This is a genomic window from Akkermansia sp. N21116, from assembly GCF_029854705.2.
GTDB lineage: Bacteria > Verrucomicrobiota > Verrucomicrobiia > Verrucomicrobiales > Akkermansiaceae > Akkermansia.
This window is the reverse complement of the sequence record NZ_CP139035.1, coordinates 2,681,163-2,696,526: the sequence shown is the minus strand read 5'-3', so window position 1 is coordinate 2,696,526 and position 15,364 is coordinate 2,681,163. Positions and strand designations below refer to the sequence as shown.

General features: G+C 52.6%; 10 protein-coding genes. 2 read left to right on the top strand and 8 right to left on the bottom strand.

The features are described from left to right. Positions 1-72 precede the first annotated feature (72 nt). From proC to QET93_RS10255, 3 genes are all read right to left on the bottom strand, one after another. Positions 73-918, bottom strand: a complete 846-nt coding sequence (gene proC / locus QET93_RS10265) for a pyrroline-5-carboxylate reductase (RefSeq protein ID WP_280125554.1) — start codon at positions 916-918, stop codon at positions 73-75. A gap of 26 nt (positions 919-944) precedes the next feature. After that, entirely contained in the window at positions 945-1,868 is a 924-nt protein-coding gene (locus QET93_RS10260) for an ABC transporter permease subunit (protein ID WP_280125555.1), read from the bottom strand. Positions 1,869-1,969: 101 nt separating this feature from the next. After that, positions 1,970-2,137: a hypothetical protein gene (locus QET93_RS10255; RefSeq protein ID WP_280131853.1), complete on the bottom strand. Its 168-nt coding sequence runs from the start codon at positions 2,135-2,137 to the stop codon at positions 1,970-1,972. On the opposite strand from QET93_RS10255, the gene QET93_RS10250 reads away from it, so the two are divergent. Continuing rightward, entirely contained in the window at positions 2,136-2,585 is a 450-nt protein-coding gene (locus tag QET93_RS10250) for a 6-carboxytetrahydropterin synthase (protein WP_280131854.1), read from the top strand. The genes QET93_RS10255 and QET93_RS10250 overlap by 2 nt on opposite strands. 54 nt (positions 2,586-2,639) lie before the next feature. Here the strand turns inward: QET93_RS10250 and QET93_RS10245 are convergent, their stop codons facing one another. The 4 genes from QET93_RS10245 to leuS form a co-directional block, all read right to left on the bottom strand. After that, positions 2,640-4,028 (bottom strand): TonB-dependent receptor, encoded by a 1,389-nt coding sequence (locus tag QET93_RS10245; RefSeq protein ID WP_280125557.1) that lies wholly within the window; start codon positions 4,026-4,028, stop codon positions 2,640-2,642. Positions 4,029-4,072: 44 nt separating this feature from the next. Then, positions 4,073-6,607, bottom strand: a complete 2,535-nt coding sequence (locus QET93_RS10240) for a transglycosylase domain-containing protein (RefSeq protein WP_280131855.1) — start codon at positions 6,605-6,607, stop codon at positions 4,073-4,075. 170 nt (positions 6,608-6,777) lie between these two features. Continuing rightward, complete coding sequence (rpe, locus tag QET93_RS10235) at positions 6,778-7,443, bottom strand: ribulose-phosphate 3-epimerase (RefSeq protein ID WP_280131856.1); 666 nt, start codon at positions 7,441-7,443, stop codon at positions 6,778-6,780. A 27-nt stretch (positions 7,444-7,470) separates the two neighbouring features. Beyond that, a complete protein-coding gene (leuS, locus tag QET93_RS10230) occupies positions 7,471-10,053 on the bottom strand; it encodes a leucine--tRNA ligase (protein ID WP_345783043.1) in 2,583 nt (860 codons plus the stop codon). Positions 10,054-10,226: 173 nt separating this feature from the next. Between leuS and QET93_RS10225 the strand changes: the two genes are divergently transcribed. After that, positions 10,227-10,679, top strand: coding sequence for a hypothetical protein (locus QET93_RS10225; RefSeq protein WP_280131857.1), 453 nt, complete (start codon positions 10,227-10,229; stop codon positions 10,677-10,679). A gap of 100 nt (positions 10,680-10,779) precedes the next feature. Here QET93_RS10225 and QET93_RS10220 read toward each other — a convergent pair whose 3' ends face one another. After that, positions 10,780-14,772 carry an autotransporter domain-containing protein gene (locus QET93_RS10220; RefSeq protein WP_280131858.1) on the bottom strand — a complete coding sequence of 1,331 codons (3,993 nt, stop codon included), beginning with the start codon at positions 14,770-14,772 and terminating at the stop codon, positions 10,780-10,782. Positions 14,773-15,364 lie beyond the last annotated feature (592 nt).

Sequence of the window (15,364 nt, the reverse complement as noted above, 5' to 3'; positions counted from 1 at the left end):
ACATCCGTTTCCTCGCTTAAAATGGCAGGAAACGGATGTCATTTTTTGAAAGTAGGGAAATAAAGAAGAAAATTATGAGCGGGATTCTCCGGATGACGGTTTGGTTTGTCCCAGTTTGGCGGATTTATCCGCAGCGGTTTTGACGGCCTGGATCAGGGCATGCCGCAGGCCGTATTGATCCAGTGCGTTCAATGCCGCAATCGTTGTACCGCCAGGTGAAGTCACGTCATCGCGTAATGCCATGGGATGGCGGCCGCTTTGGATAACGAGTTCTGCGGAACCTTTCATTGTTTCCGCTGCGAGCTGCAGGGCAAGCGGGCGAGCCAGACCGAGAGCAACGCCGGCTTCAGACAGGGCGTCCATGATAACGTACATGTAGGCCGGTCCGCATCCGGAGATGGCGGAAACGGCATCAATCTGTTTCTCCGGCACGCGGACAATGGTACCGGAATGGGAAAGCAAGTTGCAAACGGTGTCAAGATCCTGGGCCGGGGTATGTTCTTTGGCGGATACGGCGGATATTCCGCATCCGATCAGAGATGGCGTATTGGGCATGACCCGGATGATTCTTGTGAGTCCCGAGCAGGCTTCTTCCATCTGTGAGATGGTTATTCCCGCCGCAACGGAAACGATTAACGGGTTAACGGGGTGTGTCTTGTCCCTTCTGTGCCAGGCGTTCGAGAGGAAATCACAGAGTCCCTGAGGCTTGATTGCCAGCAGGATGATATCTGCTTCATTGATGATGTCAGAGGGAGACGGGCAGACTTTCATCGCCGGGAAGTCTGCGAGGAGAGGTTGGAGATGTTCGGGCGTCCTGTTATAGAGAAGTACATCTTCTGGGGAAAGGCCGGGAGAGAGCAGAGCCCCCCGAAGCAGTGCTGACCCCATTTTGCCGGTGCCGATCAGGCCAAGTTTCATGATATTGGAAGGAATTGAGTGAAAAATTAAAATTCTTTATTGCGGAAAATCCATGCGGAAAGCGTGGAATGAAAGAGGAAGTAGGCCAGAGTGATCAATGCAAGTTCACCCAGCAGGGGAAGGGGGATGGCTTGTCCGTTGACGGCTGCATCTGTGATGGAATACATGCTGAAATTGGGAAACACTGCCGAGATCCCTTTGGAGATGGCCATGCTCCAGTCGGAAATGCCGATAGAATGGGAGGATTCCATCCACATGATTTTGGCTTGTGTTTGGAAGATGCCGACGACATACACGCCGAATGCCAGAAGCGTGCTGATGATTGTTCCTCCGGTCAAGCACGAAAGTAACAGCGTGATGGACGTCAGTACGGTGAACTCCATCATCATGACGAGCATGCCTGCCTGGACGTTCCATGTCGGCCCTTGGGCCGAGATGCGATCCAGAATTGGTGCGATGGAGTCTTCCTTGATTCCCGTACCGTGCAGTATCTGAGACTGCTCTGCGATGACAGTTCCCGTTCTCATCCACAGGATACCCGTCGAAAAGAGATCCATCACCAGCATGGCGAGCGTTGCCAATGCCAGAACGCCGACAGCTTTACCTACTAGATAATCGATACGGGGCACCGGCTTGCAAAGGATGGTGTAGAGGATTCGATCCTCCGTATCCTTGGGTATCAGAAGTGCCGTAGCCGTAACGCAGAAGACGAGCCCAAAGAGGCGCATGGCTCCGAAAGCCGAATTCTTAATGAGGGTCAGTTCGTTTTCCCCATACGTTTCCGGTCCGAGGAAATCGCTGGTACGAATGCAGTTGACAGCCAGAATTACTAGTGCGAACACCAGTAGAAAGATAAAGATCTTCATCCGCATTAATTGCGTGAAGGTAGCTCCGGCGATAACGGCGATCCGACGGGGAGATGGTACATATCCTGATGAGAGGAACGACATACAATTACTTTGATGAGAATCTCGAAAAAGTGAAGGAGATTTTTATCCTGCCGTTTTGAATGTCGCAGTTGGAGGTTCAATTTGATGGCTGGAATTACATTTTAGTAGGAATCTTCCGCATGGGGATGTCCGGGGGAAAATGTTTGCCATGACATGGAGGCTTTTACCGGAGGAGACATCAGTTCATGGATGCCGCCAGTCGAATTGCCCGGGATGCGGGGATGAAAGATTGACGGGAGGGAGGCATAACAGCACAATACCGATGTCATGTATCGTATCTGCAAGAGGATTGAAGTGGAAAGCGGACATATGTTGTCCAAGCATCCGGGCAATTGCAAATTCCCCCATGGTCATACGCGTGCCGTGGAGATGGTTTTTATCGCTGATACTTTGGATGCCAGCGACATGGTAATGGATTTCAAGGTGATCAAATCGATGATGGGAGAATTTATCAATCAGTTTGATCATTCTTTGTGCGTCAATACGGATGATCCTCTGTACGGAATCTTCAAGCAGACGTATGGCGATCGTGTCATTGGCTTCGATTCCGTCGATCCGACGAGCGAAGTGATGGCCCGGACAATTTTCTTCCATGCAAAAGAAGCCTTGGAGCATGGTAAGGCTGGAGCATACGAGTGGCCGGTACGGCAAGTGGTGCGGCTGGAGCGCGTGCGCGTCTGGGAAACGAGTTCGTCCTGGTCGGAGTACGAGGAATAATTTCCGGTAATGGCGCGTTCTCTTGCGTCTTGGGGGAATGGGGAGAGGTACCCTTTACTTGAGATGCAAGGCGGAACGGTGTGCTTCTTCGGGAACGAGATCTTTCCAGGCGGGGTCGTCTTCTGCGATCATGCGCTGGATGTCGCGCGGAGTTTTCCGCAGGAGTGTTTCATTGAAGAAGGGGACGTCTATAACAAGATTGTTGGCGAGGAAGTGCTGGTAGAGGTACTGGTACTGTTCCGGGGCGCGGAAAGTACGGGCCGTGACAAATTCTCCGGATTTTCTGTTAAGCCAAGGGGAAACGTAGAGGCGTGTCTTGTGTTGGAAAGTACGTCCGAAGGATTCGAGAATACCGCCGGGAATATCTCGCGTCCATTTTTCCTTAAACAATTCATTGAGAAGGCCGATGGAAAGAGAAATGGCGATGGGCTCCCGCGTGAAATGGCCTAGGAGTTCCGATAGGCGGTCAAAACGGGTCATTCTGGTGATGAGAACGGTTTTGCCGAGTTCCTTGAGGCTATCGGCGCGGTAGAGGAAGTCCAGATGGTCTACGTCGTCTCCCCGCAGGAGGTTGTTCATGGAGATTTCGCAGATGTCCATGCAGTTGGCCCGCGTCTTTTCGTCTACCTGGGCCAGGAAGGTTTTGCGGACGGCATCCATGACTTCGAGGTGCAACTTGCAAACGGGATCGAAACTACCGCGCATGACGACCAAAGGACGTTTGTAGAGCACGTCGGCTGCCTGGGCTACTTCACCGTTCGGGAGAAAGAGAGTAGATTCCGTTAAGCCGGATTTGACGAGCTGCATGGCGAAGAGCCTGTTGTCTACCTTGGAAAATCCATGGCCTTCAAAGCGAAGGACATCGATTTCCATACTGGACGGGTCAATGTTGTCCATCAGGGATTCGACAAATTCTACAAGGCGGTCCCTTTTGTGATAGACCGCATAGAGAACATTGACGCCCAAAATTCCTAAGTCCCTCATTTGCAATGAATGAGAGGGGACATTCATGTTGACGTGGACAATAAGGTCGGAAGGGGGAGCTCCCGGACGAAGCTGAAAACGGACGCCGATCCAGCCATGCCATGGGCCTTTGTCCCTGTATCCTTTGACTTTGACTGTGTTACAGAAAGCGAAGAATCGGGTGTCCTGGCCTTTTGTGTTACCCAGGCGATGGACGAGCTGGCGGTATTCATAATCCAGCATTCCCTTGAGGCGTTCTATGGAAACATAGCGTTTGACGGGGCCGTACAACGTATCGCTGACGGTCATGTCATAGGCGGAAATTGTTTTAGCGACCGTACCGGCGGCACCGGAGGCTCGGAAGAACCAGTTAGCGGTTTCCTGCCCGGCTCCGATCTCGGCAAATGTACCGTAAATATTACGTTCCAGGTTGATTTCGAGGGCTTTTTCCTGAGTCAGGGCGAGGGCTTTTGTACTCATGGCGGTGGAGAAAATGAACTGGAAAGAGGATGCGATGGCTCTGTTTACTCGATGTCGGGCATGTCTAGGTGTATCGACTTAGGGGCCGGCAGAGAGATGGTCGATTCGGAGGAATCGTAGATGGAAGATTCGTCTTCGATTGCCTGTGCGGCAGGTGCTTCGTTCGCATTGGAGGGAAGGAAATCGTAGTTGCGGCGCGACGGTGCGGTAATTTGCTCCGTGTGATAGGGGTCTTTGCCAAGCAGGGCGGCTTGACGCGGCAGAATTGGAATGACGGGCAGGATACGGGCTTTACTGCCGGGTCCGGCAGAACTGGCGAACATTTCCAAGGAGATAGACTCTTCCCCGTGCAAGTTGCAGAAGGGAAGGCTAAGATCGCCCTTGCGGAGGTATTCCGTGATCGTGGTCAGACGGTATTTGGGATTGGTTCCGTTGTCGTCAGCTTCCTGTTCATAGCAGTTTCGGGTAGCCCGCATTCCGGATTTGGTACAAATTTCCACGCTTTCTACAGTATCGGGCGGCGTGAGTTCCTTGGCTGGGAAGATGCGGACGGTCGCATCGAGTATTTTCGCCATGGCTTTACCGCAGGTATCGGAGGAAAAAGCGCCGTCGTAAATGGGCTTTTTGCCTTCGAGAAAACCGATCCAGATCCCGCAGGTGATTCTGGAATCATATCCGAACATCCAGTTGTCGGCGAAGTTGTAGGTGGTTCCCGTTTTGATGGCGCCGTTGAATTTTTCTGGCAGCAGAGGGGCTACTTTGCTGGCAGACCCGCGCTTAAGGGAGTCTTGGAGGATGGAGTGAAGTTGGAAGGCTGTAGCCGATGTGGTGGCCCGGACTTTTTTCCGGTCGCCCAATGCCTGGGGGGATTCCCAGATGACGTAGCCGGTTTCGTCTTCTACGCGGTCGAGGAAGTAAAGGTTCTCCGGGCGTTCTCCTCCGTTGGGGATGGCGGTGAAGGCCATCGTCATTTCCTTGAGGGAAGCCGGTTCCGTACCGACATAGATACGTGGGCGATAGACGGGATTGACCTCGGTCCCGGCTTCGCGGATTGGTTTTCGAATGCCGAATTCCTGCATTTTTTTGATGAAGGGCTTGGGACCGAGTTCCATGCCGAGACGCAAAGATGCGGCTATTTTCGATTGGGAAAGGGCTTCTCGCGAAGTAATATTACCTTCGTAACGGCTTTTGGGCGTTTCCGTGCCCCATTCTCCGAGGATGCCTTCCACTCCGCCGATTCCGGTGAGTCGGTTGTCGATGGCGTCGTCGAGTACTTTGGAGGCCGGGGAATAGCCGGAATCGAATGCCGTAGCGTACAGGATGGGAAGAATAGACGTACCGGGGGGGCGGGCTCCCAGTTCAATGGCATCGTATTGGCGTTTGTTGTAGTCCCTGCCTCCATGGTAGGCGAGGATGGCTCCCGTGGCATTGTCGACGATGAGGACGGAGCCTTCCAAATAGGCAGGCGGGGTATCCTGCCCGTTCTGGAAGGAAGAAGCTTTGATGTGCTTGTATCCGGGGCGGGCTTCGATGGTTTCCAAGGCCTGGCGCAGTGCTGTTTCGGAAGTTTCCTGGAGATTTTTATCGAGTGTCGTGTAAATTTTAAGTCCGGCGGCATTGACCCTGTCTTCTCCCAGGTACTGGGTGATCTGGTTGGCGATGCGTTCGTAGATGTGGGAAACTTTGCGCTGAAGGGGTTTGGGATTGAGGCCCAAGGGCATGTTTTTCAAACGTTCCGTTTCTTCTAATGTAATGTAGCCGGCTTTGGCCATACGCTCCAAAACGTGGTTGCGCCATTTCAGGTTTTTTTCCGGAGAGCGCAATGGGGAGAGACCGTTGGGGTTTTTGATCAAAGCGGCAATGGATGCGGCTTCCCGGGTAGTTAGTTCGGAGGGTTCTTTGCCGAAATAGCCGAGGGAGGCGGAACGGATGCCGTAGTAACCGCTGCCGAGGTAGACGCGGTTCAGGTAGAATTCGAGCACCTGATCCTTGCTGTATCGTTCCGTAATACGTTTGGCGAGGAAGATTTCAACGATTTTTCGCCCGAACCCGTTTTCTCCCCGTGCAAGGGCGCGAGACTTGAGATCGTAGGCGTTTCGAGCGAGTTGCTGGGTGATGGTGGATGCCCCCTGGTTGACGTCTCCGTTGGCGCGCAGAAGTTCCAGTGCGGCGCGGGACATGCCGATCAAGTCATAGCCGGGATGTTCCCGGAAGCGGGAATCTTCCTGGGCGATGAGGGCATTGATCATGTTAGGCGATACTTTGTCCAAGGTCACGTAACTGCGGTTTTCGACGTAGATACGGCCTATTTCTTCGCCGTTGCGGTCATAGATAATGCTGGGTTTTTCGAGATCGTTGATTCGTTCGAGATCGAATTCCATAGCCCACTTTTCGTAACGTTCCGTGACGAATGAGTAGAGGCCCCATCCCGCCAGGGCCCCCAGGACGCCAAGGATCAATGTACCTAACACCAGCAGTTTCAAAAACTTTTTGAAACGGCTTTTCTTGGAGTAGGCTGTATGGCGGCGCTTGTTGGCGATGTTGTGCCTGTGCGGGCTCTGTGAGCTGAGTTCTGACATATCCTGTATAGGCAGAAGGGCGGAAGGCGCTTGCATATGCTTGCGCTCACAGCGAACCTAGCTTATTCGGGCATGAAGATCAACTACAAGCAAGAGATATTGTGACAAACAAATGAGGGGAACCCCGTCCTGAACGGAATTCCCCTTTGGGATCAGACAGTGGTTTTCTCTCAGTATCTGTGTCTGAGTTCGTTGATGGCCATAGCCATGTCACTGGCTTTGAAGGTGGAGGAACCGGCGACGAGAACATTGGCTCCGGCCTGGGTGCAGAAGGATGCATTGCCGGATCCGATGCCTCCGTCCATTTGGATATGGAAGGAAGCTCCGTGTTCTTCCTTCCATTTTGCCGCTTTCTGGGTTTTATAAAGGACTTCCGGCATGAAGGACTGTCCACCAAAACCGGGAACGACCGACATGACAAGCAGGAGGTCGATTTCCCCCAGGTAGGGAACAACTTTTTCAAATGGCGTGGCCGGGTTGATGGCAATGCCGTTCAAGACGCCCGCTTCGCGGATGCGACGCAAGGTGTCGTGGAGGTAGTATTCGTCACCGAGTTCGACGTGGATGCTGATCAGGTTGACTCCGGCTTTGACGAAACGGTCGAAGTAATGATCAGGTCGTTCAATCATCAGGTGGGCGTCGAGAAAAGCTTCCGGGCCGACGGCTTCGCGGACGGCAGAACACACGGCAGGGCCGAATGAGATGTTGTCTACGAAGTGACCGTCCATAATGTCGAGATGGAGCCAGTCCGCTCCGGCGGCGAATGCGCGGCGTGACTCTTCCCCGATTCTAGTGAAATCGGCGGCGAGCAGTGATGGCGCAATGAGCGTACTCATGGGATTTTGGTGTCTGGCGGGGATGAATCAGGCGTTGGGAGTCACGACGATATTGATGAGTCGTCCTGGTACGACAATGACTTTGCGGATCGTATTGCCGTCCGTATAGGTTTTGATCTTCGGTGATTCCAGTGCCATTTTTTCAGCATCTTCGCGGCTGATTCCGGCGGGGACTTCCAGTTTGTCCCTGAGTTTGCCGTTGACTTGAACGACGAGAGTGACGGTGTCTTCCCGGAGCATGGCCTCGTCGCATGCCGGCCATGCGTGTTCGCAAAGCTGAGTGCGCGGCAAGGACGGGAACGAGTCGCAGAGACGGGAGTAGATTTCTTCCGTGATATGCGGTGCAAAAGGATTCAGGAGGATGAGCAGGTTGACGTAGTCTTCCAGAACGATGGCATCGGCGGATGTCATGGCGTTGACGCATTCCATCATTTTGGAGATGGCCGTATTGAAGGACATGGCTTCGATGTCTTCCGTCACTTTGCGGATGGTCTTGTGCACTTCCTTGGACACGGCGAGGCGTTTGTCGTTCGGAAGGGATGCAACGATCTTGCCGGAGGGCGTCCAAATGCCTTCCTGGTTTTCCATGAAGGCCACGCGCCATACGCGGGCCAGGAAGCGGGAGATGCCTTCGACTCCTTTGGTTGCCCAAGGTTTGACGTCCTTGAGCGGTCCCATGAACATTTCGTACAGACGCAGGGCGTCCGCTCCGTATTCCTGGACAATATCGTCAGGATTGACGACGTTACCCCGGGATTTGGACATTTTTTGTCCGTCTTCACCCAGGATGAGCCCCTGGTTGACGAGTTTCTGGAAGGGCTCGTTGGTCGTCAGATAGCCGAGGTCGAAGAGTACTTTGTGCCAGAAACGAGCGTAGAGAAGGTGAAGGACGGCGTGTTCCGTACCGCCGACATAGAGGTCGATGCCTCCCGGGTTATGGTTGGCTCCCATCCAGTATTGCTCGACTTCCGGGGAGATGAATTGTTCCGAATTGTTTGGGTCGAGGTAACGGAGATAGTACCAGCAGGAACCGGCCCACTGGGGCATCGTGTTGGTTTCTCGCTGGGCTGTCGGCGAATACTGCATCCATTCGGTTGCCTTGATTAAGGGGCCGCGGGGGTCGCCCGTGGGCTTGAAATCTTCCATTTCCGGTTGTAGCAGGGGCAATTCGGATTCGGAGATGGCGTGGTGGTGTCCGTCTTCCCACACGATGGGGAAGGGTTCCCCCCAGTAGCGCTGGCGGGAGAAGAGCCAGTCACGGAGCTTGTAATTGACTTTGCGCCGGCCGACTCCCTGTTCTTCCAGCCAGTCGATCATTCTGGCCTTGGCCTCTCTTGTGGGCAGGCCGGTGAGGAATCCGGAGTTGACGCTGGTACCGTCATAGCCGCAATAGCCTCTCCAATCTTCGTCGGCGGATGGCGGCTGGACGACTTGAAGAATCGGCAGGCCGAATTTGGTGGCAAAGGCAAAATCGCGTTCGTCGTGTGCGGGTACGGCCATGATGGCGCCCGTTCCGTAGCCGGTCAACACGTAGTCGGCGATCCAGACGGGGATTTTGTCACCATTGACGGGATTGGCAGCGTAGGCTCCGGTGAAAACGCCTGTTTTATCCTTGGCGGTTTCCGTACGTTCCAGATCGCTTTTGCCGGAGCATGCAGCCCGGTAGTCGTCGACGGCTTGTTTCCGGTCCGGAGTCGTGATTTGGGCGACAAGTTCGTGTTCCGGAGCAAGCACCATGTAGGTGGCTCCGAACAGGGTATCCGGGCGGGTTGTATAAACGGTTACTTTATTGCCGTCTATGTCGAAATCGACTTCGGCTCCTTCGGATTTGCCGATCCAGTTGCGCTGGAGCATTTTGATGGATTCCGGCCAGTCGAGAGGTTCGAGTTCGTCAATCAGACGTTCCGCATAGTCGGTAATGCGAAGCATCCACTGGCGCAGAGGACGGCGTTCGACCGTGTTGCCTTTGGAACGCCATTCTTCTACCTCTTCGTTGGAAAGGACTGTGCCGAGTTCCGGAGACCAGTTGACGGATACTTCGGCGACATAGGCCAGGCGCCGGTCATCGATTTCATCGCGGGTCAGTCCCTTGGCTTCCAGTTCGGCAATGGGACGAGCCTTGCGGGATTCCTTGTCGTAATAGGAATTATAGAGTTTCAGGAAGATCCACTGGGTCCAGCGGACGTATTGGGCATCCGTGGTCGCAATTTCGCGGTCCCAGTCGTAGGAGAATCCCAGCATTTTGAGCTGGCGGCGGAAGTTGTCGATATTCTGCCTGGTTGTGATTTCCGGGTGTTGTCCTGTTTTGATGGCATACTGTTCGGCAGGCAGCCCGAAGGAATCCCACCCCATCGGATGCAGGACGTTGAATCCGTTCATTCGCTTGAAACGCGAAATGATGTCGGTAGCGGTGTAGCCTTCCGGGTGGCCGACGTGCAGCCCGGCTCCGCTGGGATAGGGGAACATGTCCAAGGCATAGAATTTTGGCTTGGATGCATCGAAACCGGGATCGCCGGGATTGGCTACTTTGAAGGTTTTGCGTTCCTCCCAGATTTGTTGCCACTTGGGTTCAAAAAGGTCAAAAGGATAAGGTTTCTTTCGCTCGGACATGACGGCGGACAACATAGTGAACATGACTCGTTCAATCAAGACAAACAAGCGCCTAAGTCCACATAGCCTCATTTCCTGCTTTTGATGCTTCGGAACGGCGGACCGGTCGGAAAGATTGCCAGTTGACCGGAATGGGCTTGCTTCTGCATGGGGAAATGTCCATGAGTTGTTCCATGAGAAAACTTCTTGTCAATGTTCCGTTTCTGGTAAGCCTTCTGGCCATTGTAGGCGTGTCGTACTATGTACTGCCTGCTTTCAGCGGTATTCGCGAGGCCGATTCAGGGAGCTGGTGGATTCTGTTTTTCCTGAACCTGTCTCTTTTTGCCGCATTTGCCTTGGCTGCTCTTTTTGTTCCCCGTACGTACCATCGTCCCCTGACGATGTCCCTGCTTATTACCTTGATCTGCATGTACGAACTTGCCTGGACGGGCTCTTTCCCGATGAATGAGGCGACTTTTGCTAGGATTCTTCCCGGGCGTATGGATCAAGCCATTGAAATGTGGATCGACGCATCTCTGGCCGCGTTGCAGTGGTCGCTGATCGGCTCCGCCGTGTACTGGATTTCCTTCGGAGTCATCCGATACGGAGTGAACCGTTCCCGCATTGTGTCCGGGAATGGGGAGTGAACTTGTTTTCCCCGACAATAAAACGGGATGCAACCGGTTCTGGCTGCATCCCGTTGATCTCGGGGGATTCCGGAGCGGACTCCGGAAGATGATGTACGACTTAGAAGGCGTAGCTTACCCCGGCATTGACTCTGTGGTAGGTTGACTTGTTCCTACCTTCGAATTCATAGCCGGCGTACGTCGTCCAGCGGGGATTGATTACAAGGGTACTGTTGTAATTGACTCGCACGGCATTGCGATCCGGACGAACCCCTCTGGAAGTCCAGGTGAAGTCATTCAACAAGCGAGTAGCCTGGGTTTTCGGATCGTTGCGCATGACGTCGGGGACGTAACTGACAGCCAAGCTGTTGACCCACTGAACGCCGTTGCTGAACTGGATGGACTTGCTGATTCCGACACCTACGGGAAGGCTCAGGTTCTTCAGGTCTCCACGGTCGAAATGCCGGGCGTCATATCCGGTTTCCGTGAATGAATTCTGGTTCACCTGAGTATATTCGATACCCAGGAACGGGGAGAGCGTCCAGCTCTTGTTCAGGTTGTGATCCCAGGTTGCCTGGAGAGTGGCGAATCCCATCCGGTTTTGCCATTTGCCATGGGAGGCTCCTCCTTCATAGTAGGAGTCCAGCTTGTTGGTGACCCAGCCGAATCCCGCGGAACCGTTGATGGTGATCGCATTGTTGGGAGACAACTGCTTTCTCCATGCTCCGTACAGCAGGGCTGTGTAGGAAGTTTGGTCCACTTCGCTGATCCAGGTGCGGCTCTTGTTCGTGCCATACAGATTGCCGAAGGCGGCGCCCAGAATGGTATTGGGAGTGAATCTGCGGTCTGCGCCTACGGCGTATCCGCCGCCATTGTAGTCATAGCCGTCGATGCCGTTGTGTGTGGCGTGGTAGGTGAAGTCACCCAGTCCCTTGATCCAGAAGTTGTTTTCCGGTCCCAGCAGGAAGCGGGTAATACCAACCTGTCCCAACGCAGCGTTGGAGACGGATTTGATATTGGACGCGGAGCTCCACATGGAGTTGCCGATATCCGAACCGGCCAGTTCCGGAAGGATTTCTTTGATCTTGGCGGTGGGATTCCATACGGCATACAAGTGCTCGTTGATTCCGTCTCCGTCTTCGTCTGTCCATTCCTTGGTCCAGTACCCCGCATATGTGTAGGGGGAGTCGACTACATTCGTTCCGGTAGCGGAGGAGTAAATGTCGTCAAAGTCCCCGGTGGTACCGGGAAGGGCTTCGTCGCCGATAGAGATGGCAAGGAAGTGCTGTTCCGTGGCCCAGCGGTTATGGGCATAATCGCTCAGGGAGTCGGCGACGCCCATCAGTCCGCCCATGGTGTGGCTGCTGGCCTGTTCGATGTGCAGGCCGGAGCTGTAATCGTCCATGAAGGGACGGAAGTCAAAGATGACTCCCTTGCTGATGTCAACGGTGTCGGCTCGGAACGTAGCTCCTCGTCCGGTTCTCAGAGTGACTCCGCTTTCCAGAGCAATTGCGTTGCTGTTTACGGAACTGTTGCCCGTAATTTCCAGGGTGCCCTTCTTGACGGTGAAGGAGGAGTCCTTGGAGAGATCGCTGTTTCCGTAGGTGACTCCGTCTTCCAGAATCAGCGTTCCGTCGTACAACGTAGTTTTGCCGCTTACGTTGAAGTATTTGGATTCATCCAGGCGCTTTTGCCAGTCTGCTTCCGATTCTCCTTCTGCCTGAGTGATCAGTTTGTCTGCTTCCGCACCGGAGAATCGGATGGTTCCCGCGAATTCCGGAGCAGTTCCGTCATACGGAGTGGCATCCACATCTTCGGACTTGTTCAGGTCAAAAGCGATGTTGTCATATTCGGCGCCGTCACCTCCATTGCGGAATGGATCGTAAAAGGTTACCGAATTTCCTTCCTGGGCGCGGAGCGCAACGCTGTCCATGGAAAAGATCCCGTCGGTGCCGAAGACGATGGAATTGAGGATGGGATTGTCCCCTCCGCGTTTTTCCGTGTTGCCTTTGACGATGATATCTCCCTGATCTGCGGAAAAGACAGCATCATGGAAAGCAAGGTACATGGCGCCAGCTACGCCGTCGACGGCATTGTTCTCAATGAGTACGCCGCCGCGGTTGTTGATGAATTCCAAGCCGTTGTTTGCTTGGAGGGCGCCTACGTCCCATTTTGCCGTATTTTCGGAGATCGTGACCTTCCCGGTATTGACGAGGGAGATTTTCCCTTCTACGACCAAGGCTCCGTAGCCGTAGTCCGTTGATTTATTTCCGGAAATGGAGATGTCCCCCGTGTTGGCAAAAGTCAGATCTCCACGGAAGATACCGACACCGTAGTGCCATCCTGCCGTGTTGTTGTCCAGGGCGATCTTCCCTGTATTGGTGAAAGATGTATCGCCCGTGACTTCCATGGCTCCGCTATAGTTGTCTGCGCTGTTTCCGGAAATGGAGATGTCTCCCGTATTGGCAAAGGTCACCCCTTCTTCGAATAGGGCCGCGCCCCCATTCCATCTGGCTGTGTTGTCGTCTATGGTGATCTTTCCTGTATTGGTGAAGGAAGTTTCGCCTTTGACTGCCAATGCTCCGTAGCCGTAATCTATTGATTTGTTTCCGGAAATGGAGATGTCTCTCGTATTGGCAAAGGTCAGGTCGCCCTGGAATTGACCGACACCGTAGCCCCATCCGGCCTTGTTGCCGTCCATGGTGATTTTCCCGGTATTGGTGAAGGAAGTATTGCCGCTGATTTCCAATGCCCCGTTATAGTTGCCTGCGTTGTTTTCGGAGATGGAAATATCCCCTGCGTTCGTCACGCTGAAATCACCATAAAAACGAAGCGCTCCGTTGGAACCTCCTGTAGAATTGCCTTTAATGGTGATATCGCCGGTATAGGCAAAAGAGGTTTTCCCGAAAACGGCGATACCTCCCATCTGTTTTCCGGAACTATTGTCGGAGATGGTGATGTCCCCCGTATTGGTCACAGTCCAGTCATTGGTAATCCAGCCTACGGCATAAGTATTGCCGGCAGAGTTATTAATGAATGTAATGGAACCGATGTTGTTGAGGATGACGTTGCCGCTGACCCCAAAGGCTCCGACATTGTTGGCCGCTCTGTTGCCGTCAAAGCGCAGGTCTCCCTGTACATTGGAAATGGTCAAATCCTGGCCGCTGTAAATAGCGCCGTAGTTGCCGTTGTATGCGGAAACCAGTGCGCCGGAATCAGCTACATTGTTTTTGAAGATGACGTCGCCGGCGACCGTATCTATCTTCATGCCGCCTCCGGTTCCCTCCTTGCCGTCAACGGTTCCCGCATAAGCGTAAATGGCGCCGGCCATCCATGCGGAGTTTCCCTCAAAGGTAATGCTCCCATTGATGTTCTGGAACGTGACGGCGACATCTCCGGCCGGGATGTAATCCTTCAGGTTTTCGGAACCCGAGTTGGAGGCCCCTGCGTAAATAGCTCCGCCGATGTTGGAATAGTCTTCATGGGGGGACTGCCCTGTAGAATTATTGCTGAACAGGATGGACCCGGTGTTCTTGAAGTTGATCGTTCCCCAGGCGAACAAGGCTCCTCCGAGAGCCTGGCCTTGCTGTCCGTCATTTCCAAGCGTGTTGTTGGTGAAGGAAATATTGCCCACCTGGGAGAATGTGACGTCTCCCCGGGCATTGATGGCGCCTCCGGCATTGGTATCTGTATTGACGATGGATCGGCAATTGTTGAAGGAAATGTCCCCCATGTCGGTGAAGATGAGCATTTCTGCGCGGATGGCTCCGCCTCCTTCGTTGGGGTTGATCCATTTAGTGTTGTTTATCGAGGAACAATTGTCGAAACTCATGGACATGCCCGCGCCGGTAAATGTCATGGTTGACTGGTTGGGCGGAGTGTGAGCAACCTCAATTTGATTGAAGAAAACGCTCCCTCCGAAAATGGTGTCTTCTGTCTGAAAGTCAGAGAAAGTCAAATCGTCTTTCAACGTATATGTGATGTCTCCCTGTGTCTCCTGACGGTCGGTAACGGAGCCCTGATGGAGATCCTGAGCCTGTTGGGCGGTCCCCATCTGGGTGATGGCGGCCGACATAAGAAGCAGGATCGCGGATACTGTGAATTTGGGTTTCATAATATGCGGTAAGGTTCTTTGCTTGATTGCAGACTTGATTCGAAATCCCGTCTGGAAAACAGATTGGAGATTGTTGCTTGCTTCAATGTCTGTAAGCGTTAGATTATATTAATTATTGTTTTTTACACGTGCAGACTTACCACAGGAAAAATAGGCTCAGGAATCATTTTTTATTGATCGTTGATTGTAAAAAGTCTCCATAGTTTGTTCATAGAAATATTGTTTGCGTCATACATATTGTATGAAATGGTATTTTCGCGGAAATGATATAAAATCTGTAATTGTATGATTTTCAATTATAATTGAATAATATCTCGAATCGTATTATTGTTGTGTTTTTGCAAATTTATAGAAGTATTATGATTGTAGGATTATGAACATTTTCGGAAAAATATACCATTATAGCTATAGGATGATTGGAAATGAATTTGATGCTAATATTGTGTATTCATGAGAAATAGATCAATAAAATATATAGGGAATGATGGTAAAATTTCAAAGATAATTCAATGTCGAATATAGGAAGAAACGAGTGAGGCTTCTATTTAATATTTCAAATAAATTTGAAGAAAATCAATGAATATATTGAAAT